At 42.3% G+C, this 22,873-nt stretch carries 22 protein-coding genes, 1 tRNA gene, 1 rRNA gene, 1 other RNA gene and 1 other annotated feature; of the genes, 4 read left to right on the top strand and 21 right to left on the bottom strand.

Going from position 1 to position 22,873, the window contains the following annotated elements; genetic code table 11:
- Positions 1–199: 199 nt before the first annotated feature.
- The 6 genes from AC1TO4_RS19010 to ffs form a co-directional block, all read right to left on the bottom strand.
- Complete coding sequence (locus AC1TO4_RS19010; RefSeq protein WP_482106584.1) at positions 200–463, bottom strand: pro-sigmaK processing inhibitor BofA family protein; 264 nt, start codon at positions 461–463, stop codon at positions 200–202.
- Between the two features lie 55 nt (positions 464–518).
- Complete coding sequence (locus AC1TO4_RS19005; protein WP_482103449.1) at positions 519–731, bottom strand: YaaL family protein; 213 nt, start codon at positions 729–731, stop codon at positions 519–521.
- A 13-nt stretch (positions 732–744) separates the two neighbouring features.
- Positions 745–1,341: a recombination mediator RecR gene (recR, locus tag AC1TO4_RS19000; RefSeq protein WP_482103448.1), complete on the bottom strand. Its 597-nt coding sequence runs from the start codon at positions 1,339–1,341 to the stop codon at positions 745–747.
- Positions 1,342–1,352: 11 nt separating this feature from the next.
- A complete protein-coding gene (locus AC1TO4_RS18995) occupies positions 1,353–1,673 on the bottom strand; it encodes a YbaB/EbfC family nucleoid-associated protein (protein ID WP_482103447.1) in 321 nt (106 codons plus the stop codon).
- A gap of 21 nt (positions 1,674–1,694) precedes the next feature.
- The gene (gene dnaX, locus AC1TO4_RS18990; protein ID WP_482106583.1) at positions 1,695–3,452 is read right to left on the bottom strand and encodes a DNA polymerase III subunit gamma/tau; all 1,758 of its coding nucleotides are present in this window, start codon (positions 3,450–3,452) and stop codon (positions 1,695–1,697) included.
- A gap of 274 nt (positions 3,453–3,726) precedes the next feature.
- Positions 3,727–3,993: signal recognition particle sRNA large type (gene ffs, locus AC1TO4_RS18985), an RNA gene on the bottom strand.
- A gap of 117 nt (positions 3,994–4,110) precedes the next feature.
- Between ffs and AC1TO4_RS18980 the strand changes: the two genes are divergently transcribed.
- Positions 4,111–4,203: transfer RNA gene (locus AC1TO4_RS18980), tRNA-Ser, on the top strand.
- A gap of 131 nt (positions 4,204–4,334) precedes the next feature.
- Here the strand turns inward: AC1TO4_RS18980 and thrB are convergent.
- From thrB to AC1TO4_RS18965, 3 genes are read right to left on the bottom strand one after another with little or no spacing between them, the layout of a single operon-like run.
- The gene (gene thrB, locus AC1TO4_RS18975) at positions 4,335–5,228 is read right to left on the bottom strand and encodes a homoserine kinase (RefSeq protein WP_482106582.1); all 894 of its coding nucleotides are present in this window, start codon (positions 5,226–5,228) and stop codon (positions 4,335–4,337) included.
- Positions 5,228–6,286 (bottom strand): threonine synthase, encoded by a 1,059-nt coding sequence (thrC, locus tag AC1TO4_RS18970; RefSeq protein WP_482106581.1) that lies wholly within the window; start codon positions 6,284–6,286, stop codon positions 5,228–5,230. Before thrC ends, thrB begins: the two co-directional genes overlap by 1 nt.
- Positions 6,286–7,581 (bottom strand): homoserine dehydrogenase, encoded by a 1,296-nt coding sequence (locus tag AC1TO4_RS18965; RefSeq protein WP_482106580.1) that lies wholly within the window; start codon positions 7,579–7,581, stop codon positions 6,286–6,288. Before AC1TO4_RS18965 ends, thrC begins: the two co-directional genes overlap by 1 nt.
- A 157-nt stretch (positions 7,582–7,738) precedes the next feature.
- On the opposite strand from AC1TO4_RS18965, the gene AC1TO4_RS18960 reads away from it, so the two are divergent.
- Complete coding sequence (locus AC1TO4_RS18960; protein WP_482106579.1) at positions 7,739–9,109, top strand: aspartate kinase; 1,371 nt, start codon at positions 7,739–7,741, stop codon at positions 9,107–9,109.
- Between the two features lie 43 nt (positions 9,110–9,152).
- On the opposite strand, the gene AC1TO4_RS18955 is transcribed toward AC1TO4_RS18960, so the two are convergent.
- From AC1TO4_RS18955 to AC1TO4_RS18945, 3 genes are all read right to left on the bottom strand, one after another.
- Positions 9,153–9,812, bottom strand: a complete 660-nt coding sequence (locus AC1TO4_RS18955; protein ID WP_482106578.1) for a hypothetical protein — start codon at positions 9,810–9,812, stop codon at positions 9,153–9,155.
- A 209-nt stretch (positions 9,813–10,021) separates the two neighbouring features.
- Positions 10,022–10,690: a deoxynucleoside kinase gene (locus AC1TO4_RS18950; protein WP_482103441.1), complete on the bottom strand. Its 669-nt coding sequence runs from the start codon at positions 10,688–10,690 to the stop codon at positions 10,022–10,024.
- Positions 10,677–11,324 carry a deoxynucleoside kinase gene (locus AC1TO4_RS18945; protein ID WP_482106577.1) on the bottom strand — a complete coding sequence of 216 codons (648 nt, stop codon included), beginning with the start codon at positions 11,322–11,324 and terminating at the stop codon, positions 10,677–10,679. Before AC1TO4_RS18945 ends, AC1TO4_RS18950 begins: the two co-directional genes overlap by 14 nt.
- Before the next feature lie 441 nt (positions 11,325–11,765).
- Between AC1TO4_RS18945 and tadA the strand changes: the two genes are divergently transcribed.
- Positions 11,766–12,269 carry a tRNA adenosine(34) deaminase TadA gene (tadA, locus tag AC1TO4_RS18940; protein ID WP_482106576.1) on the top strand — a complete coding sequence of 168 codons (504 nt, stop codon included), beginning with the start codon at positions 11,766–11,768 and terminating at the stop codon, positions 12,267–12,269.
- Between the two features lie 22 nt (positions 12,270–12,291).
- Here tadA and serS read toward each other — a convergent pair whose 3' ends face one another.
- From serS to pdxS, 5 genes are all read right to left on the bottom strand, one after another.
- The gene (gene serS, locus AC1TO4_RS18935; RefSeq protein WP_482106575.1) at positions 12,292–13,569 is read right to left on the bottom strand and encodes a serine--tRNA ligase; all 1,278 of its coding nucleotides are present in this window, start codon (positions 13,567–13,569) and stop codon (positions 12,292–12,294) included.
- Positions 13,570–13,679: 110 nt separating this feature from the next.
- Positions 13,680–13,896 (bottom strand) — a binding site (T-box leader).
- Positions 13,897–13,977: 81 nt separating this feature from the next.
- On the bottom strand, positions 13,978–14,550 hold the full coding sequence (locus AC1TO4_RS18930) for an NUDIX hydrolase (protein WP_482106574.1): 573 nt from the start codon (positions 14,548–14,550) through the stop codon (positions 13,978–13,980).
- 75 nt (positions 14,551–14,625) lie between these two features.
- On the bottom strand, positions 14,626–15,705 hold the full coding sequence (locus AC1TO4_RS18925) for a hypothetical protein (protein ID WP_482106573.1): 1,080 nt from the start codon (positions 15,703–15,705) through the stop codon (positions 14,626–14,628).
- The gene (locus AC1TO4_RS18920; RefSeq protein WP_482106572.1) at positions 15,686–16,210 is read right to left on the bottom strand and encodes an RNA polymerase sigma factor; all 525 of its coding nucleotides are present in this window, start codon (positions 16,208–16,210) and stop codon (positions 15,686–15,688) included. The genes AC1TO4_RS18925 and AC1TO4_RS18920 overlap by 20 nt, the downstream gene beginning before the upstream one ends.
- 196 nt (positions 16,211–16,406) lie before the next feature.
- Positions 16,407–17,273, bottom strand: a complete 867-nt coding sequence (gene pdxS, locus AC1TO4_RS18915) for a pyridoxal 5'-phosphate synthase lyase subunit PdxS (RefSeq protein WP_482106585.1) — start codon at positions 17,271–17,273, stop codon at positions 16,407–16,409.
- Positions 17,274–17,386: 113 nt separating this feature from the next.
- Here pdxS and pdxR point away from each other — a divergent pair, with 113 nt between their 5' ends.
- Positions 17,387–18,802: a MocR-like pyridoxine biosynthesis transcription factor PdxR gene (gene pdxR, locus AC1TO4_RS18910; protein ID WP_482106571.1), complete on the top strand. Its 1,416-nt coding sequence runs from the start codon at positions 17,387–17,389 to the stop codon at positions 18,800–18,802.
- A 19-nt stretch (positions 18,803–18,821) separates the two neighbouring features.
- On the opposite strand, the gene AC1TO4_RS18905 is transcribed toward pdxR, so the two are convergent.
- From AC1TO4_RS18905 to rrf, 4 genes are all read right to left on the bottom strand, one after another.
- Complete coding sequence (locus tag AC1TO4_RS18905) at positions 18,822–20,210, bottom strand: serine hydrolase (protein WP_482106570.1); 1,389 nt, start codon at positions 20,208–20,210, stop codon at positions 18,822–18,824.
- 98 nt (positions 20,211–20,308) lie between these two features.
- A complete protein-coding gene (gene guaB, locus AC1TO4_RS18900; protein ID WP_482103433.1) occupies positions 20,309–21,772 on the bottom strand; it encodes an IMP dehydrogenase in 1,464 nt (487 codons plus the stop codon).
- Between the two features lie 106 nt (positions 21,773–21,878).
- A complete protein-coding gene (locus AC1TO4_RS18895; protein WP_482103432.1) occupies positions 21,879–22,355 on the bottom strand; it encodes a glutathione peroxidase in 477 nt (158 codons plus the stop codon).
- 446 nt (positions 22,356–22,801) lie between these two features.
- A 5S ribosomal RNA gene (rrf, locus tag AC1TO4_RS18890) occupies positions 22,802–22,873 on the bottom strand; the annotation flags it as partial.

Raw genomic sequence — 22,873 nt, 5'->3', positions numbered from 1 at the left:
CGAAATCGACTTACTTCGAAACGTTTTGCTCAAGTGCGTTCACACTCTCGCGATATCTCATTGATGTTTTGCTGTTCAGTTTTCAAGGTTCATTTGGTTAGGAATTATGTTTCATTCCTCATTGTTTCGTCTGCCTCACTGGCGACATACATAAGATTACTACGTCTCAACAGATAAGTCAACACTTTATAAAACATTTTTATAAAAGTACTGCAAAAGTGCATAGCGCGGCAATTCCCGGTATCCCTAAAACAGCTAGTAATAACCCAGAAGTAATATTGACTGGTACATAGACACCGATAAACCCTCCAACTACATTCATTGCAAAAAGAACTAGGAACGCAAGTGCCAATCGGAACCAAAACACAGACAACCGTTCTAACGCTTTGTGAATGTGCTTTTTGTCTACGAGTACTAATAGAAGAAGAACCAACCCAACAACGATAATACTGATAACCTTCACGGGATACACCTCTTTTATAAGAATGGTCCATTGTATGCGGTCCCGTGAAAATATATCAATTACTTCCTAGCCGTCTTGCTTTCGCTTCTTTGTATAAGTAAAAGTGCTTAATTTCCGCTATTTTCCTTCTGGTGATAATTTCTTGATCATATTCATTGAGATACTTTTCAACGTCTCTCGCCTGTTCCCACTCAACTTTTGTTTCAACCATCAATGAATGTAGGCGTTCATCAAACTCTTTTTTCAACTTACTTTTTCGCCCAAACACTATAGAGGACCCCCTATAATTCCCGACGGCCTTCTAGCGCCTTCGATAATGTAACTTCATCTGCGTATTCAAGGTCACCGCCGACAGGTAGTCCATGTGCAATCCTTGTTGTTTTAATTCCAGAAGGTTTCACAAGCCTCGAAATATACATCGCGGTTGCTTCTCCTTCTATTGTAGGGTTCGTTGCCAAAATTAACTCTTCAACCTCTTCATTTTGCAAACGAACCAGTAGTGACGGAACATTGATATCTTCAGGACCAACTCCATCCATTGGAGAGATAGCGCCATGAAGAACATGATACAACCCTTTGAAATCTCTCATTTTCTCCAGGGCAATAACATCTTTCGGATCTTGAACAACACAGATTAATGAACCATCACGTGTTGTATCCTGACAAATGTGACATGGATCGATGTCAGTAATATGTCCACAGACTGAGCAAAAGCGAAGGTTTCTTTTAGCGTCAACAAGGGCTTTTGCAAAATCAAGCACTGTATCTTCCTTCATACTTAAGACAAAAAACGCCAGTCGACCCGCTGTTTTCGGGCCGATACCTGGCAATTTCATAAAACTATCCATTAGTTTTGAGATTGGTTCAGGGTAATGCATTCGTGTACCTCCTAGAACATCCCAGGCAGGTTCAATCCTTTTGTGAATTGACCCATCGTAGAGTTCGTTAGTTCTTCCGCTTTAGTCATAGCATCATTAGTGGCAATGACAATTAAGTCTTGTAGCATTTCCACATCTTCCGGATCGACGACAGTCGGATCAACAATTACATCAACAACTCGCTTATCTCCAGATACGATAACTTTCACCATACCTCCACCCGCTGCCCCTTCAAGACGCTTTTCGTTCAGTTCTTCCTGCGCTGTAGCCATTTGTTTTTGCATTTTTTGCATTTGCTTCATCATGCCTTGCATATTTCCCATACCCTTCATGTGTGTTTCCTCCTCTAATTTTTAATCATCATGCACTTCTATGAAATCTTTACCGAAAATCTTTTCCGCTTCAGTTACAATCGGATCGGCATTTTCCTGTTCGGCTTCCTTCACAAAAGAAAGCATTTCTTCTGCTGTCGAATCCTCATCAGCGTTTTCCGATTCTGTCTGTTTCGCAAGCCCGTTTTTCCGTATGAAGTCTCCTCTCACACTCAACCAACCATCTTCAGGAACATAAACGACTTCATACGCTTTCCCAGTACGCGATCGCAAAGCGTCTGATAGACCAGATCGAAGTGAAGGATTTTCAGACGCCATAAGGCAATGGATTTCATATTTGAATTTTAACACAAAAGCATTCTCAGATGCCGCAACCGGTTCTGTTTCTTCGAGAAGTGCAGCATGTGATCGTTGCATCGTTTGCATCATGCCAGCCCATTCTTCCCGAATCGTTTTAATGTCCTGTTTGGTTGCAGCTTTTAAAACCTCATGGATTTTACCTGTTGGAACTTTAAAGCCTTGCGAAGATTTCGATGCGTTTTTACGCGGTTGTGCTTGTTGAGCGACTGGTTGCGTATTCATACCGCCGCTTGACATCTGTTGCTGCAGCCCCATAATTGTCCGTTCAAGATCTGCCACTTTCTCTGTAAGCGCGGAATCGACTACTTGGCTACCGCTCCCCTTACTTAGTGGAATTTCAAGATGGATCATTTTCAAAAATGCCGACTCAATATAAACTTTGGCATGGTTGGAAAAGCGCATTTCTTGCTGTGTTTTCGCCAGTATGTCAATAAATAAATATAGCGTATCCAACTCAAATCGTTTCGCCATTTCTACAAAACGATCATCGCCAGGTATAAGCTCAAGTAAATCCTTTAAATCCGGTGCTGTTCTAAGAAGTAGAAGGTCTCGAAAAAAAGTGATTAGATCTTCCGCAAGCCTAGAAACATCTTTTCCTTCGGCAATAAGTCGATCTAGCAATGATAGGACCGCTCCAGCATCTTTGCTATGTAATGCATCTGCTAGCTGATGAAAAATATCTTCACCAATCGAACCCGTTACAAGTAGTGCATCATCAGCAGTTATTCTTTCTCCACTGAAGGACACTACTTGGTCGAGCATACTGAGCGCATCCCGCATTCCACCCGAAGCCGCCTGTGCAATTACTTTCAAAGCACCTTCATCGGACTCGATTCCCGCATCTGCAAGAACCGTTTTCATTCGGTCCACAATATCATTAGAGGTTATCGGTTTAAAATCAAAGCGTTGACATCGCGAAATAATAGTCAGAGGCAATTTATGCGGTTCTGTAGTCGCTAAGATGAATACAACATGAGACGGTGGCTCTTCTAATGTTTTCAAAAGAGCATTAAATGCTGAATTTGATAACATATGCACTTCATCGATAATATACACTTTAAAACGGGCATTCGATGGGGCAAATCGTACTTTTTCAATAATGTCCCGCATTTCTTCAACACGCGAGTTCGACGCCGCATCAAATTCGATGACATCTGTATTAGATCCTTCTGTAATACTGAGACATGTCGAGCATTCGTTGCACGGTTCTTTCGCCGGTCCATTTTCACAATTTAATGCTTTTGCAAAAATTTTCGCCGCACTGGTCTTCCCTGTACCCCGCGGACCTGAGAAAAGATATGCATGTGTCGTTTTATTATGAAGGAGGGCATTCTGAAGTGTCTGTTTCACATGTTGCTGTCCGGACATCTCAGCAAAAGATTGAGGCCGATATACACGATAAAAAGCTTGATACACCAACAGTTTCCTCTCCTTTTGACGCAATGCGCTAGTGTATCTAGTATAGCACAAATACATACGTGAATCTCTTATGCAATCACACCTCGGTATGATTGCACCCAAACTGTGTATTGAGCTTACTCAATACACTCCATTGTAGACTTTAGACTAACGAGGAGGGATTGAACTATATCTTTTCACAGAAATAGTAATCCGTAATACGAGAGCTTTTTAGCTTTATACGCAACAAAAAACTCGCCCATAGAAATGGACGAGTTGGATTATAAATTTAAAGCCGTGCACCTTCCTTCGACAGCCGCACATAAGCGTTACTCCTGTCGCCAGCTCGGTCTAGGCGACCCCGCGGCACATGAGAAATTCTACTTAATGCTGCTTCCTTCCGGACCTGACATGATTCATAGGTTCCCATTGCGCGGGACCCAAACGTCAACACTGCGTGCAAGAGGCAGACCCTACAATACGGACAGCCTCGGGAAGGGATTCAGTCTTGCTAGAGCGGATTGCAAGTTACAGGACACCGCTATCTCCCCACCTAGCACGGCATTTCTAAGTATACATCCCATAAGCAAAAAAATCAATTCAAAAACAAATTTATTCTATTTCGTCGAAAACTGTTGACACTCTAATTCATACGTGATAAATTATGAATTGTTGATACGGAGGTATACCCAAGCTCGGCTGAAGGGATCGGTCTTGAAAACCGACAGGGGAGTCAAATCCCGCGGGGGTTCGAATCCCTCTACCTCCTCCATTTTTTCAACAAACTACATATGCTTGAAGTCTAATTCGTTAGCAGATAACGAATTTTTTTTTGCCGATTTTATCAGTTAAACCTCAAGAAGCGAAGCCCTTAAACGGGCCCGCTTCTTTTTTGATATCTATTCAATTAATCACAGCACCTGTAACAGATGGTCTGACAGCAATACAGTTATAGTAAGAAAAATCGCTCGCCAATTGTTTAGCTAGTTCATGCTCTCGACCTTGTTCCACCATTACAAATAACGAGGGACCCGCACCACTGATTGTCATGCCATACGCACCATACTCCCGGCAGCTTTCACGAATTCGTTCAAACTCTGGGAACAATTCCTTCCGATATGGCTCGTGGAAGATGTCCTTTTCCATCATGCGTCCTACAGTCTTCCAATCTCCATGTACAATTGCCGCGGAAAGCACATTTCCAGCTGCACTGCCGAGCACCGCTTCCGAATATGATAACTCTTTTGGCAATAGCCCCCTGGAGGCTTCCGTTAGTAGAGCTTCAGGCGGTACAAGAATTACAGCCCCCATTTGCGGTTCACGAATATGAATAGTGTCTATTTCTACACCATCAAAGTAGGAAATCGTCACTCCTCCTAGAAGTGCAGCCGAAATATTATCCGCATGCCCTTCATACTCACTTCCCAGCAATACCTTTTCCTTGGCTGTAAGATTCAACTTCAGTAGTTGATTTGCAATTTCAATGCCTGCCGCAATTGCCGTTGCACTGCTTCCAAGTCCTTTGCCAAGCGGAATGTCCGAACGAACGATTAGCAAAGAAGCGGGTGCCTTGTGTCTATTGCGCTCAGCTATATCTGTAACAGTCTTGACAATCAAATTATCTTCTCCGGTCGATAAACCCTCAAAACCGTCATCTTCATAGATAACTTTCCAAGCCTCTGCAGGCGTTACATCAATAGTCATATAAAGATCTAGTGCAAGCCCGATACTGTCAAAGCCAGGACCAAGGTTTGCCGTCGATGAGGGAACTACGACGGAAAAACTGGATCCTCCCATTATGCTTTCCCCGCTTTCAACCCACTAAGAAACGCATCAAATTGTTCACGAGTCATCATTGGCTTTTCTTTATTTACTTCAATCGCTGTCTCCGGATCTTTTAAACCATTACCCGTCAATATCGCGACTACAGTTGAACCTTTCTTCAGCAAGCCATTTTCTACTTGCTTTTTAACACCCGCGATTGAAGCACATGAACCGGGTTCTGCAAATATACCTTCTGAAGAGGCAATTAAACTGTATGCTTCCAAGATTTCCTCATCCGTTACAGCGAGAACAGTTCCATTTGATTCTGATAATGCAGCATTGGCCAGTTCCCAACTCGCCGGATTACCAATCCGAATTGCAGTCGCAACCGTTTCAGGATTTTCGAATACGCGATTATAAACAATCGGTGCGGCTCCATCGGCTTGTACACCAAGAAGAACCGGCTTCGCAGTTCCTTTCTTATCTGCATATTCTTTAAATCCTTTCCACGCCGCAGAAATATTACCTGCATTTCCAACCGGAAGCGCAAAAATATCCGGTACTTTCCCAAGTTGCTCTATCGTTTCAAACGCAATGGTTTTTTGACCTTCTAAACGATAAGGGTTAACCGAGTTTACCAGTGCAACATCTCCCTCACCTGCCGCACGGACCATATTAAGCGCATCATCAAAGTTCCCTTCGATTTCTACAATTTCTGCTCCATACATTTTTGCCTGTGCAAGTTTACCAAGAGCGATTCTACCTTCTGGAATAACAACAATTGTCCGCATTCCAGCACGCGCGCCGTATGCCGCCGCCGATGCAGATGTATTGCCTGTCGATGCACAAATTAGAACCTTTTTCCCTTCTTCTTTCGCTTTTGCGACTGCCATGACCATACCGCGATCTTTAAAAGAACCTGTTGGATTCGTCCCTTCCGTTTTCACGTATAGGTTAATTCCCCATTGTTCGGATAAATTCTTCATATGAATGAGAGGAGTATTTCCTTCTTGCAACGTCAGCTCAGGCGTATTCTCCGTCACCGGTAACCATTCTTTATACTCTGCGATTAATCCATTCCATCTTTTCATCATTCTTCCCCCTCTACCCGGTAATGGCTCATTACGCCGATCACATTAGGTGTTTCATTCAATTCGTTTACAATATCAAGATGTTGTTGGCGCGAAATTTGGTGTGTGATGAAGATAAGGTTTGCGTTCGCTTCTTTTTTGTCAGAATGCTGAACGACTGTCGCTAAACTCGCACCATGCTTGCTGTATATGGACGTCAAATTGGTCAGAACACCTATTTCGTCTTTCACAAGAATACGATGGAAGTAACGTGCGAATTTAGCACTGTCGCTTTTCACTTGTCGTTCATACTGTGGTGCGTGCAACCTTTTGCCATTTACACCTAAGAGTAAATTTCGGCACGCTGCGATAATATCTCCTGTTACAGAAGTTGCAGTCGGCAAAGACCCTGCGCCAGGTCCGTAAAACATCGTCTCTCCAACCGCGTCCCCGTATACATATACCGCATTGAATTCATTGTTTACCGATGCCAAGGGATGAGAATTCGGGAAAAATACGGGTTCAACCGCTATTTCAACACCATCTTCATTCTTTTTGGCTGATCCCGCCAGTTTAACTGTATAGCCAAACTGCTCCGCGAGTTCTAAATCGCCTTCTCTGATTTCCTTCAGCCCTCGGACAAATACATCTTCCAGCCGGACATCTGTGGAGAATGACAGCGACGCCAAAATGACCATTTTACGCGCCGCATCAATTCCATCTACATCCGCTGATGGATCCGCTTCTGCAAAACCAAGTGCCGTCGCCTCTGCCAATGCATCTTCATACGACATTTTTTCATGCTTCATTTTCGTCAATATGAAGTTTGTAGTCCCGTTCACAATACCCGTCAATGCACGTATCCGATCTGAAGCTAGCCCGTCCTCGAGAGTACGGATTAACGGAATCCCACCGCCGACACTCGCTTCGTAAAATAAGTCACACTTATTTTCATCAGCCAACTTCAATAACTCAAGTCCCGATTCAGCCATGACATCTTTGTTTGCCGTTACAACACCTTTTCCACCCCTGAGAGAGCGTTCAATCGCCTCTTTCGCTTCAAAGGTGCCGCCCATCACTTCAACTATTATATCAATAGAGGGATCACCGATTACTTCATCCAGATCTGTAGTAAATACATCTGAAGAGAGCATCGTATCCCTTTCTTTAAATAAGTTTTTCACGAGAACTTTCTTAATTTTCACAGTTACGCCGAGTTTATGTTGCAAGTCTTTTTGATGCCCCAGCAAAATTTTGGCCACTCCGCTCCCTACAACTCCGAATCCTAATAGTCCAATGTTAATTTCATTTTTCATTTGACGATTCCCCTAACTGTATGTACACTATGAAAAAACAATTGTTCTTTGCATAAGGACATTATAGTGAAATATTCGGACATTAACAACCCATTTATGATAAAGTCACTAAATTGATAGAATTAACCCATTATATAATAGATTGGATTTGATGAATATGAAAGTCTGTAAATTTGGTGGAACGTCAGTTGCGTCTGCCGACCAAATAAAAAAAGTCGCACAAATCGTTTCTGCTGATCCGTCCCGGAAAGTCATTGTTGTCTCAGCACCGGGCAAACGCTTCAGCACAGATGAAAAAGTAACAGACTTACTTATTCAACTTGCTGAAAAGGCTCTTAAGGAAGAAGACACACAGAATGAATTGGCAGAAGTAGTAGAACGATACGAACAGATTGCCACTGGACTAGGTCTTTCAATGGAAATTATCTCTGTCATCGAAAATGACTTGCGGGAACGTCTAAATAACGATAAAAATGACACTAACCTATTTATGGATTGCTTGAAAGCATCAGGAGAAGATAACAATGCGAAGCTGATTGCAGCCTATTTTGCACATATTGGATTGGATGCACACTATGTTTGTCCAAAAGAGGCCGGTCTACTTGTGAACGAACGGCCTGAGCGGGTACGTGCGCTGCCCGAAGGCGATGATCGTCTAGTACAATTACGAGATAAACCAGGCATTATTGTTTTCCCAGGCTTTTTTGGCTACACAAAAGAAGGCACACTTCGTACTTTCAACAGAGGCGGGTCGGATATTACAGGGTCCTTATTAGCGGCCGCGACACAAGCCGAGCTGTATGAAAATTTTACGGACGTCGATTCAGTCTTTGCAGCCAACCCGAACGTCGTAGATAACCCTGTCGGCATCGAAAAAATGACCTACCGTGAAATGCGGGAATTGGCCTATGCTGGATTCTCTGTTTTCCACGATGAAGCGCTTATGCCCGCATTCAGCCGCTCTGTTCCTGTATGCATTAAAAACACCAATAATCCAGAAGCTCCCGGTACACTTATTGTCAATGAGAGAAACTACTTTGCGAAGCCAGTAATCGGCATTGCTGCAGACAGTGGATTCTCAACACTCTTCGTTGATAAGTATTTAATGAACCAAGAGATTGGTTTCGGACGGAAGTTACTGCAAATTCTAGAGGAAGAAGAAATTCCGTTTGAACATACGCCATCGGGTATCGACAACTTGTCGGTCATCATTCGTAGTAAATTTCTCAACGCGGCTAAAGAAGAGCGGATTGTACGTCGAGTGAAAGAGGAACTGAAAGCAGATCATGTACATATGCATTCCAATTACTCTATGATCGTCCTCGTGGGAGAAGGAATGCGACATTCCACTGGACTTGCCGCCCGTGCTGCCTCCGCAATCGCACGTACAGGTGCCAGTATTCAAATGATCAACCAAGGTTCTTCTGAAGTCAGCCTTGTCTTTGGCGTTCATAAAGCAGACGAGACGAAGATATTAAAAGAACTGTATGCTGAATTTTTTCTGAAGTCTGCTATATTGTCAATTTAATGGTTGGCGCATCATCTAATATAGATGATGCGCCCTTTTTTCATCAAAATTGATATGGGAATTGTCTAACAATGGCATTTGCAATCATATCTGACATTTCTAGTGCTTGCGCTTCGATTGTATCAAATACTTCTATATCAGCCTTAAATTCTTTTTGAATCATGCTAACCGCCTCAACTTTCGTTAAAGCCAAATGTGTATAAAACATACTTCTAACTTCTTCCCTCACCAAATACGGATTAATGCTACTTAAAAAATCGGCAATGTCATCGGCATTACGATACCATTGCCTCTCTTTTTCTCCCGCTGTTTTCGCATCCCCTTTTGTTGCTGCTGTTACTAATTCAGCAGCTAGTACTAAATGTTCTTTAATAAGCTCTGTGTATCTGTCTGCGATTTTATCGCCATAAAAGGGCCGTAAACAATTCCCCAAATCGGTTGCATTTTGCAAAAGACGTTCTTGGACAAACTGTAAATCCGGTAAGTCGAAAACAATACTAATAATCGTCATCCTCGTCCAGTTGACATGCTCCATCCAAAGAAGACGATTCATACTGATAAAATCGAACTCCCCCTTACTTATGCAACTTCGACCATATAAATCGTCTTTATTATTGAGAATATATCTGACCGGTGCTGTATATTGCGAATAGCGTTCACCTTTACCAGCCATATTAACTAGTCTGTCGGAATTTGGGTTCATTTCTCAATCGCTCCTTTCCATCGCAGTTACAATCAAAGTTGTCCGCATCCTTGTATTTGAAAGAGGTGTTCAACAACAAATTTTGTAGGTGTAAACATTACATCGTATTCGAATTGAATCTAACTTGTGAGATTATAAAAGCGAAAGAAACCCGAAGTCTAGTCAAAAAAAAACAGCCTATGTAAAAGGCTGCTTCGTTACAATATTGTTCATTTCTTCAAAAGTGCTGTCTGCTCAAGTGCATGACCGATTCGTTCTATAATTGTCTCCACTTCTAGTGGATTAGCAACAAGGTCATAATCATTAATATCAAGGCGCAATACGGGACAAGCGTTGAACGAATTTATCCAATTCTCGTAACGCCCGTACATTTCCTCCCAGTATGCAATTGGCGTCTGCTGTTCCATTTGGCGTCCTCGCTCTTTGACTCGCGCAATAATGCCATCCAATGGCCCTTCCAGGTAAATGAGCAAATCAGGGTGTGGGAAGTAAGGCGTCATGACCATCGCTTCAAACAAATTGGTGTATGTATCATAATCGACTGGATTCATCGTCCCTTTTTCCATATGCATCTTCGCAAAAATTCCTGTATCTTCATAAATTGAACGGTCTTGGATAAAGCCACCGCCGTATTCAAAAATCCGTTTCTGCTCTTTAAAACGTTCTGCCAAGAAATAAATTTGTAGATGGAAGCTCCACTTTTCAAAGTCATTGTAAAAAAGGTCGAGATATGGATTCTGATCGACATTTTCAAATGATGTTCTGAATTTGAGCGCTTCTGCAAGTGCCTGTGTCATTGTAGATTTTCCAACGCCGACTGTCCCTGCGATTGTTATAACAGCGTTTTGAGGGATGCCGTACTTTTCACGTAAGTTCATTCAATTTGTCTCCTTTTTGTATCGTTGCATCAACAGTGTCTAGTATGAATTGTAAATCCTTTTCGTTATTAACGAAATCTAGATGATCCCCATTGAACCTAAGAACGGGAATTTCAGGATGCGCTATTTCAAAGTATGTGATAAACGCTTCGTAATCTTCTGCGAGCTGCTGTAAATAAGCAGGATCCATATTTTTCTCAAAATCGCGACCACGCAGTGAAATCCGTTTCATCAGTGTATCTAGACTCGCATGTAAATAAACGATGATGTTAGGAATAGGCATGTCCTTCGTCAAAATCATATAAATTTCCTCGTACTTCACATACTCTCCAGGACTTAGTGTTCTTTTCGCAAAAATTAAGTTTTTAAAAATATGATAATCCGCAACAACCGGCTTCTGTTCAATCAATAGTTCTTTATTTGTATCACTGAGCTGTTTGTATCGATTACATAGAAAAAACATTTCAGTCTGGAAACTCCATTCCTCGATGTTATCGTAAAATTTATTTAAAAATGGATTTTCATCCACAATTTCTTTTAGTTGATGAAATTGTTGCGTATCAGCGATGGCTTTGGAAAGTGATGTTTTCCCAACCCCAATCGGGCCTTCGACTGCTATGAACGGAACAGACATCAGAAGTCCTCCTTACGTCGTAATTATGTAATGCTCTTCATTTTATCACACGACTGAAATGAAATATAGATTGCACAATTATCTTAATTGCCCAACAAAATTATTCCACGTGGAACAATTGAAATGCGAAAGCGGACGCTTAGATGCGACAGGCATAAGTCGGAACAGTGAAGCGGTGCCTTTTACCGCGCAGCTGGGCTGACTTATGACCCGAGCATCTGGACGCTGTAGCTAGACAATCGAAAAGCGGAAGCGGACGCTTAGATGCGACAGGCATAAGTCGGAACAGTGAAGCGGTGCCTTTTACCGCGCAGCTGGGCTGACTTATGACCCGAGCATCTGGCCGCTGTAGCTAGACAATCGAAAAGCGAAAGCGGCTGTTTAGAAAGCCGACCTACATTCATCTATAAAATGCTACAATGTTTGCAAGGAGAGATGACTTTGACTACCTTTAAAAAAGACCAGCTATACATGCAGATGGCGATTGACGAAGCGATGAAAGCACAAGCGCTTGGAGAAGTACCTATCGGCGCAATCATCGTTCATGACGATAAAGTGATTGCACGGGCACATAATTTACGGGAAACCACCCAAAACGCTGTCACGCATGCGGAGTTGTCCGCCATTCAGGATGCCTGTAGCGAAATCGGCAGTTGGCGGCTTGAAGATACAACATTGTACGTGACACTTGAGCCATGCCCGATGTGTGCAGGTGCGATTTTGCAGTCCCGAATCCCGCGCGTTGTCTACGGTGCCCGTGATCCGAAAGGTGGCTGCGTTGACTCGTTGTATCGCTTATTGAACGACCCTCGATTTAATCATGAATGTGATGTGGTTGAAGGCGTGCTGGCGGACGAGTGCGGAGAGATGTTGACGGCATTTTTCAGGGCGATTCGTGAACGGAAAAAGAGATTGAAAAAAGAAATCGTGCAGGACGTCGAATGACGCCTTGCACGATTTCTTTTTTTTACAATGTAATGACTTCTTTCCCACCCATATAGGGACGTAGAACTTCGGGAATAATGACAGAACCGTCTTCTTGTTGATAGTTTTCAAGAATGGCCGCCACAGTCCGTCCTATTGCCAGCCCACTACCATTCAATGTATGAACGTATTCGGGTTTCGCACCCACTTCACGGCGGAAACGAATATTTGCACGACGCGCTTGGAAATCTTCAAAGTTAGAACAAGATGAGATTTCACGGTACAAGTTTTGTGTAGGAATCCATACTTCTAAGTCATACTTTTTAGCAGCTGTAAATCCTAGATCGGCTGTACACATTTTCAAGGCACGATACGGCAATTTCAATAATTGTAATACTTTTTCTGCATGACCTGTCAGCTTTTCAAGTTCATCATAAGAATCTTCCGGTTTCACAAAACGAACAAGCTCGACCTTGTTGAACTGATGCTGACGGATTAAACCGCGTGTATCTCGACCAGCTGATCCCGCTTCTGAACGGAAGTTTGTGCTATATGCAGCAAATGCGACTGGTAATTGCGCTGCATTTAGAATTTCATCACGGTGGAAGTTCGTGACAGGTACTTCAGAAGTCGGAATGAGGAAGTAATCCTCTTCATTGACCAAAAACGCGTCTTCTTCAAATTTGGGTAGCTGTCCAGTACCCGTTAAGCTTGTACGGTTTACCAAATAAGGAGGTAGCATTTCTTCATAACCATGTTCTTCGATATGGAGGTCAAGCATGAAGTTAATCAATGCGCGCTCTAGACGTGCTCCCAACCCTCGATAGAAAACGAAACGGCTTCCCGTTACTTTTGCAGCACGTTCAAAGTCGAGAAGATTTAAATCCGTTCCTAGTTCCCAGTGGGGCTTCGGCTCGAATTTGAAGTCAGGTTTTTCACCCCACGTACGCACTTCTACGTTATCGTCTTCGCTATCGCCGACAGGTACGCTGTCATGCGGGATATTAGGAATACGCATCATGATGTAATCCAATTCTTCTTCCACCACATGTAGTTCTTCATCGAGTTTTTTGATTTCATCCCCGACTTCACGCGTCCGCTTAATAACATCATCTGCATTTTCTTTATTGCGCTTCATTTCAGCTACCTTTTTAGATACTTCATTGCGCTCTGCTTTCAAAGTTTCAACGTTTGCAATCAGTTTTCTACGTTTTTCATCGAGATCTTGAAATTTATCAAGTTGGGAAATATCTTCCCCGCGTTTAGATAGCTTCTCTTTCACTTCGTCGAAATTTGCTCGTACTTTTTTAATATCTAACATGGCTATTTCCTCCTTTTTTTTTCAGACGAGGATGGTAGGTAGGTGAAGAAAACAGCGTGTTCACCTGGAGTCTTGGAGCCAGACAACAAAAAAAGCCCTCGAATCCCTATAAAAGGGACGAGAACTACCCGCGTTACCACCCAAATTGACTGGACAAGAGTCCAATCCACTCCATTGAAATAACGGCTCAATTGCCGGCTCAGGCCTACTAAATGGTTCAGCCCAGCTACTCAGGGACGGATTCACAAGTGTCTATACCGGCTTGCACCAACCGCCGGCTCTCTGCAAAAGAACATTCTTGTTATTAATTCCCATCATCGTCTCGTGTTTGAAATTATAACAACTTTACTACATGGCTGATTTTTTGGCAAGTCATTCAGATAAGGATGTATTCACTGTCTTCTTTAATCACACAAGGAATAATGCAACTTGCTCAAAATAGCTGGTTTCATGGGGGACAAAATCATTCAGACTGATTACTACCGACGTCCCGTCATGGATATTACTGCAGTTCACTGCCGTGACTTCTGACAAGAATAGTTGAATCAAGGCTCGCCTCTCCACGACATGGATACTTTCAACTTCTTCCAATTGCAAAGAAAAATCGCTTGCCCTCAAGGTGGATTTATACAGAAAGATGTTCGTAAACTCATGATCAATAAAGTTTGACAGTTCGATGCGATCTTGAACGACGCCTTTTGAATACAGCTTCGATAAATCAACATCAATGCCCAGTTCCTCTTCCACTTCCCGGACACCGTCTGCCACTGTTTCGGTTGAAAGGATATGCCCTGCGGCAGTAATGTCGAACAAACCAGGAAAATCCTTTTTCACGTTACTCCTTTTTTGAATATAAACAAACTTTTGGTCCAGTAGCCAGCAATGGAACGTTTCATGCCATAATCCATCGCGATGTACATTATCTCTACTTTCATCTCTCAAGTAGATATAGTTTTCATCAAAAACTTTTAAGCGTTCCATTCTAATCATTCCTTTCAAGTATAACGAGACCATCCCCTTTTAACGAAGGTGGCTATTACAACGACCCTATCTCAACTACTCTCTAGATACATTTGTAACCTGTAATAAGATGATTTTCTCTTTATTCACTAATTGAATCGTGTAGTTGTCGCTTTTAAGCGTATCCTTAATTTCTTTTGATGCTAAATACGTCTGAAGGGCTGCCTCAATTTCTAAAATAATTTGTTCGTCTGGATTTTCTGGTAATGCTGTTTTAATCCAAATATCTGTCATGCCGTCTTTTACCTTATAGCTGATTCCCGTCACATTGTAAATGGACTTGCCGGCTAACGCTGCATGAATATTGCTTGCAATATATGACCAGCGATTATCTTGGCTACGATGTGTTGCATTGTAATAACGTAATTTAACATCCTTAATGTCTAATTCATCTTCATCAATTTCCTCGATAACGAAGTTTTGGATTGCCTCCGCTTCCTTCACATGATCTGGCATATCGATTTCAATTGTGTATGAAGAAAATTCTTCTGTAGTGCCGTATGTAACTTGTTCAGCCAATTCGGGGTAACCGTAAGTTACGAATGCATCGCGAATAACAGCACCTACATTGTCCATTAGCTGACTCATTTTATGATGTTTTTCCGGTAACTCTTCACTACCTTTAATTTGAGTAATGTTTAATTGATATTGATCGATGCCTAGGTCATATAAAACCTGCTCAAGTTGAGGTACCAGCACTTTCTTCATTGTTACCAGACTGTCTTCACCTTTCATCAATACGATTTCAATTGTATAAGGATTTGGCCTTGAACCAACGGATGATGCCTCATACCCCGATCGTTCAAGAATCTCCATAATCTTTGAATGGAGCGAATCGACAGCTGAAGTGTCGCCCACCGGGATTTGAAGGGGTAAGATTTTCGCTGCCAAAGAGGCCATTGTTGAGGAATACAATGGTGAACTTGCCAATAATAATAGAAGAGCGACGGCCACTGAAAGCAAAATCTTTTTGTTGGATGGTTTTTTCTTTATAGCCATTTTACTCTCGAGCAAAATACGCTTTCGCAGTTGTTCTTGATACTCCGGCTTCATACGAAGGTTTTGATTTAGTTTATCAAAAGAGTTATTTAGCTCATCATCGAATGAGTGCTTCATAGTCATATCCCCCTTCTATCAGCTTGGATTTTAATTCCTGTAAACCTCGTTGTAATGTGCTTTTCACTTTACTATTTGACCAACCCAAAATTTCAGCCGTTTCTTTCGTCGAAAACTCTTTTAGCTTACGCAGAACGATCACTTGCCTGTAAGACGGTTTCAATTTTTGTAAGGCATAAGTCAAGACTACTTCCTGTTCGTCCATTTCCATCAATTCATGCGGTAAAGGTGCTAAATCACGATCATTCAATGATAGATCCAAATAGTGTCGCAACGGATTCTTTTTACGCAAGTAATCTTTCGTGGTATTTTGAGCAATGCTAAATAACCATGTTTTCACACTCGATTGATGTAAAAAAGTTGAATACTTTCGATAAGCTTTCATAAATGTTTCCTGTGTTAAATCTTCCGCGTGCTGATAGTCTTTCACCATCATCAAGATGTATGTAAATATAGCTTCACCATAATCGTCATACCATAATGCTACAGTTTCTTGGATATTCACGGATTTCCATCTCCCCTCTTCCTACTAGATATGTGGAAAAACTTATTTTAAGAAATTCTATAACTCAACTTATATACTTAGACGCAAGTAATAAAATTCGGTCGCAAAAAGGCTCTTAAAAATAAAAAAAGAAGAAGATAATATGCTCATATACTGAACATATTACCCTCTTCAATTTACAATACAGTTTTATTTATTACCAACCACGCTCAGACATACGCTCTTCTGCTTGAAGCGTACCAATTTCCAAACCTTTCATCGGTTCGCCGATGTCTTTGGATAGTTCACCAATCAGTTTGTAGTCTTTAAAGTTTTCAGTTGCTTTTACAATGGCACGTGCAAATTTCTCAGGGTTCTCTGACTTAAAGATACCCGAACCTACGAATACGCCGTCTGCGCCAAGCTCCATCATGAGTGCAGCATCCGCTGGTGTCGCCACGCCACCAGCAGCATAGTTTGTCACAGGAAGACGTCCGTGCTTTTTAATCGCAAGTAGAATGTCATACGGTGCACCAAGATTGCGAGCTTCCGTCATGACTTCATCTTCGTTCATATGAACGAGTCTCGTCACTTGTGCATGGACCATACGAAGGTGACGTACTGCCTCAACGATATTTCCTGTTCCCGGTTCGCCTTTCGTACGAAGCATTTTAGCGCCTTCTCCAAGTCGCCGTGCCGCTTCTCCTAAATCACGTGCTCCGCAGACGAATGGTACGTTGTAAGCACTCTTCAACAAGTGGAATTCTTCATCAGCTGGCGTAAGTACTTCACTTTCGTCAATGTAATCAACACCCAATGCTTCTAGAACACGTGCTTCTGAAATATGTCCGATACGCGCCTTCGCCATGACCGGAATCGAAACAGCGCCTTGTACGTCCGTGATGATGCGTGGATCCGCCATGCGCGCAACACCGCCCGCTTTTCTAATATCGGAAGGGACACGTTCAAGTGCCATTACTGCGATTGCACCCGCCGCCTCTGCTATTTTTGCCTGCTCTGCATTAATGACATCCATTATGACGCCGCCATATTTAAAGTTCATGTTCATTTCCCCTTTTTTTATTGTCGCCTCTTAACAGGCGCAACTTCTTTTCTTATTGTTCAGTATAATGTAATATGACCTTATTGAAACCCCCAGTCTCAAACAAATTAGAGGGGTCAGTTGGAGTGATTGTTGTGGAAATGTTATTAATCAAATTAGAGAAAAGTACGGAAACCCCGTTATATGAGCAAATTTATAATCAGATTCGACAGGACATAACAGATGGTAAATTACCGGTCGGTATGAAACTTCCTTCCAAACGTAAGCTTGGTGATTTTCTATCTGTAAGTCAGACAACGATTGAACTTGCCTATGCACAGCTCGCAGCGGAAGGGTTTATTTCATCAAAACCTCGAAAAGGCTTTTATGTACAGGAAATTGAAGAGCTTGCTTACGTCCAACCGGTTGAACCTTCAGAGGAAGCACTTGCCAAGAAGATTGAAGATGTAACTTTTGACTTCTCTCCGGGTAAAATCGACACGGGGTCATTCCCTTTTTCACAGTGGAGGAAGTACGCAAAAGATGTTATCGATGAATCGTCCAGTGATCTCCTTCTTCTTGGGCACCCTCACGGGGATTTGGAGCTTCGACAAGAGATTGCACGCTATTTGTATCATTCGCGCGGTGTTGACTGCACTGCAGCGCAAATCATCATCGGATCCGGGACAGAACAGCTCATGCCGCTTGTTATTCGGATCCTTGGGACAGAAGCGACGTACGCAATTGAAGATCCCGGCTATCCGTTGACTCACCATGTTTTTTTCCACAACTACCGAGAAGCAATTCCAATTGCAGTCGATGAAGAAGGGATGGATGTAGGGTCCCTACAGGACTCAGGAGCGTCCATAGCATATGTCACTCCCTCACATCAATTCCCTACAGGTATTATCCTCTCAGCGGCACGTAGGACAGCCTTGCTGAACTGGGCTTCATCGGATGACAACCATTTTATTATTGAAGATGATTATGACAGTGAGTTCCGATATACGGGACGACCAATCCCTTCTTTGCAAGGTATGGATAAAGGTGGCAACGTCATCTATTTGAGCACGTTTTCTAAATCACTGATGCCATCTCTGCGGATTGCATATATGGTGCTACCCCCACTGTTACTCAATCGATATGAAAAAGCATTTATCCACTACTCCGCTACTGTACCGCGGCTTGATCAGCATATCCTCGCCCGTTTCATGGCTGGTGGACACTTTTCACGTCATCTGAACCGAATGCGCAAAATATATAGACGTAAACTTTCAGGATTAACGGAAGCGCTTCTTCCCTATGCTCCTTACGTTTCATTTTCAGGCGATGAAGCAGGCATGCATATCATACTTACCGTTCATATGTCCAAAGATGAAAAGGCTTTATCAGAGATAGCCCTAGAAAATAGTATCCGGGTGTATGGTTTAAATGACTACAGGACAGCACCAGTGGCAGGTGAACCTTCCTTTCTCCTTGGATTCGGTGGTCTTTCAACGGATGCCATCAAACTAGGAATCGAAAACCTCATGCGTGCATGGTCCATTAAAAAAGGCGAGGAATCCAATTAAGGATTCCCCGCCTAATCTTTTATTTAAATAAACCTTTTATAAATCCGATTGCACCATCCCATATACTTACAAAGAAATCGCCAATCGCACTCATTGTAAGCGAGAACCAGCCGGCCTTCTCAACAGCTTCTTTCGTCACAACTTCAGCTGCTGGATTTTCAGAATCTATGAAACCGTAATCAGTGCCTTCTGTTTTCACGAGATTCACATGACCGACAACTGTTCCTTTTTTGATTGGTGCTTGGAGTGCACCGTCCTTCATTTTGGACTCATCGATTACCAATTCAGGTACAAACAAATCTTTTTCACTTGTTTTCACCATCATGCTGATGGGTTCCTTTACCTCGATGGCAACGGTCTTTTCTTTCCCTTTGATGACGTCAAGTGTTTTTGCATCTTTGAATTGATAGCCCGCAGGAACAAATTCCACTTCAGAGAATTGGCCAAAACCGTAATCGAACAGCGCACGCGTCGCATCGAATCTTGCTTTGTACGAACCTTCTCCCTTTGCATCCACCGCTTTCATAACAACTGCAATCACTCGTTTACCGTCACGTGTTGCCGTTCCAGTGAAATTGTGACCTGCAAAGTCGGTCGTACCTGTCTTCAAACCATCGACGCCTTCATATTCATAGACAAACCCTGGAAGCATGAAGTTCCAGTTGTCCATTTTAGTTGCATCGGACGTACCTTCACGGAATACTTTCGAATTGATTTTCGTCGTCTCCAACACTTTTGGGTAGTCTTTTAGCAGTTGATAGGCAAGCTTTGCAACCGACTTTGCGGGCATGACGTTTTCATCCTCTTTGCCCGTCCCTTGCGGATGCATCCCTTGAAGGTCTTTATTATTTAAGCCTGTCGAATTGACAAATTTATAATCTTTCAAACCCATTTCTTTAGCTTTTGCATTCATCAGCTTCAGAAATTCAGTTTCTGTGCCCGCAATCGTTTCAGCAATTGCAATTGTAGCTGCATTCGCGGAATAAATCGCTAACGCTTCATACAGCTCTCGAATTGTATATGTGCCGTCTCTCCGCAACGGTACATTACTGAGACGGAGGTCCTGTGAAACGGCATATGTATAATCGTTCACTTTGTATTCCTGATCCCAACTTATTGTACCTTCCTCGATTGCTTCAAAAAGAATATACTCAGTCATCATCTTTGTCATACTTGCAATACCAAGTGGCGTATCTGCATTTTCTTCATAAAGTATTTTACCACTTTCCGCATCAATTAGAATTGCGCCGTCGACATAAATGCCAAGTGCTGATTCTGCCTGAGCTGGAGCTGTACCGAGTGTCGTTAGTAGCAGTAGCGGCATTAACATGAATGCCACCAATTGTCTCATTTTTCGTTTCACCGTAATACCTCCGTCGTTGCTATTTCCCCAAAACCATTTTATCATATTTATGCTACTCCATGGGAACTAAACCGAAAAAGCACCTTTCCGCTCATATGTAGACGCAGGAGAGGTGCTGAAGTTCCTTCATTTGTACTCAAAACTCAAAGTGAATAGTTTGGAGCTTCTTTTGTTATTTGTACTTGGTGTGGATGGCTTTCACGTAAGCCTGCACCCGTCATACGGATAAACTGTGCTTTTTCACGCAAATCACGCAAATCTTTTGTACCGCAATAACCCATGCCTGCACGAATTCCACCAACTAACTGATGAATTGTATCTGAAAGTGAACCCTTATAAGGCATACGTCCTTCGATTCCTTCCGGTACAAGTTTTTTCGCATCATCTTGGAAGTATCGGTCTTTTGATCCCTTTTCCATCGCGGCGATCGAACCCATTCCACGGTACACTTTAAAACGGCGTCCTTGGAATATTTCAGTGTCTCCCGGACTTTCTGTCGTACCGGCAAGAAGACTTCCAAGCATAACAGCATGTCCTCCTGCTGCTAGTGCTTTAACGATATCGCCTGAATACTTAATCCCGCCATCAGCAATAATCGTCTTTCCTTGCCTCCGTGCTTCTGAAGCACATTCATAGATGGCTGTGATTTGTGGAACTCCGACACCGGCAACAACACGTGTCGTACAAATCGACCCTGGGCCAATACCTACTTTTACAACATCAGCGCCTGCTTCATAGAGCGCGCGTGTAGCTTCCACTGTTGCAACGTTTCCAGCGATAATATCAAGTTCCGGGAACTCTAACCTAATCTGAGCAACTACATCCAGAACACCTTTCGAATGTCCGTGTGCTGTATCAATAACGATTACGTCAACTTCAGCATTCACAAGTTTTTCAACACGTTGCATTGTGTCAGTCGTAACGCCAACTGCAGCACCTACCAGAAGCCTACCCTGCTTGTCTTTCGCTGCATTTGGGAATTCAATTACTTTTTCAATATCCTTAATCGTAATCAAACCTTTGAGGATACCATTTTCATCAACAATCGGAAGCTTTTCAATTTTGTATTTTTGCAAAATCTTTTCAGCATCTTCCAATGTAGTACCTACAGGAGCCGTCACAAGATTCTCTTTCGTCATTACATCATCAATGACAAGTGAGTAGTCTTGGATAAAACGTAGATCGCGGTTTGTCAGTATGCCGACAAGCTTTAATTCTTCGGTATTGTTTACAATCGGAACCCCAGAAATACGATATTTGCTCATGAGATGTTCAGCGTCGAAAACCTGGTGTTCAGGTGACAGGAAAAATGGATTTGTAATTACACCATTTTCAGATCGTTTTACCGTGACTACCTGTTCAGCCTGTTCTTCAATGCTCATGTTTTTATGAATGATGCCAAGTCCGCCTTGACGGGCCATGGAAATTGCCATCTTAGACTCCGTTACTGTATCCATTCCCGCACTGATAACTGGAATATTTAACTTTACTTTATCGGTTAGACTAACGGAAAGTGATACATCTTTGGGCAATACGTCTGAAGGTCCCGGTATTAGCAACACATCGTCGAATGTCAGCCCTTCACGTGCAAATTTTGTTTCCCACATACCAACAAACCTCCTATTAGTTTCAATTGAATATTATTAAAATGTTATCAGCGGTCGCAATGACTGTCAAGGTAGTGGTGATAAGTAAAAGTATTGCTATTATTCGCTAAATAATTTTCGCAATGGACTTCTTCATTTTTAGCGGTGAAGTTTGCGGTGCAAACCTTTCCACTACATTCCCCTCACTGTCAATAAGAAACTTCGTAAAATTCCACTTGATGCCCTCTGATAACAACCCCTTTTTTTGAGAAGTCAAAAATGTAAATAGTGGTTCAGCATGTTCACCCTTCACATCTATCTTAGCAAACATTGGAAAGTTTACCCCAAAGTTGATTTCACAAAACTCCATCGTCTTCTCGATATCATCGAATTCTTGATCATTGAAGTTATCCGATGGAAAGCCAAGTATGACGAGACCTTGGTCTTTGTTTTCCTCATATATCTCTTGTAACTCTTTGAACTGATTGGCAAACCCACATTTGCTCGCTGTGTTTACAATAATTAAAGGTTTTCCTCTAAAGTCTTCCAACGCTTGAATTTCACCATTCGTTTTTTTCACTGAAAAGTTATAGACTGAATCCATAGATTCATACCCCCTTTTTCGATTGTGTTTAAAGAGTAAGCTGAACTAAACATAATTACAAGGATTCAGGATTGTGAAGTTATGTAACACAGATACTCAATTTATTAAGTCTACGGTACAGTATGTCTAGTACGATATTTCAACTGGTTTATAGAATTTTTTTACCAGAACTAACTATGATCTATTTCACTCTCATTAGGATTATAAACTGACGATCTAATATAAACATAAAAAAACATTATCCGAAGGCAGTGACTTTACTTTGAGATCGGCGTCGTCCGGTTCTCACGTATCTCATAGGCTTCAATCCTCCTACCTTCGCTTCCTCGAACTCTACTGTCCCTCGCCTATCTCGCATTCCATTGAATTAGTTCAATATAACCTTCGGTTAAGGTCTATATAAACATAAAAAAAGTCATTACCCGAAGGCAATGACTTTACTTTGAGACCGGCGACGTCCTACTCTCACAGGGGGAAACCCCCAACTACCATCGGCGCTGAAGAGCTTAACTTCCGTG

It is taken from the genome of Sporosarcina sp. Y838 (assembly GCF_056786515.1).
Note: the sequence above shows the minus strand (reverse complement) of the source record. Positions and strands in the feature narration are given on the sequence as shown.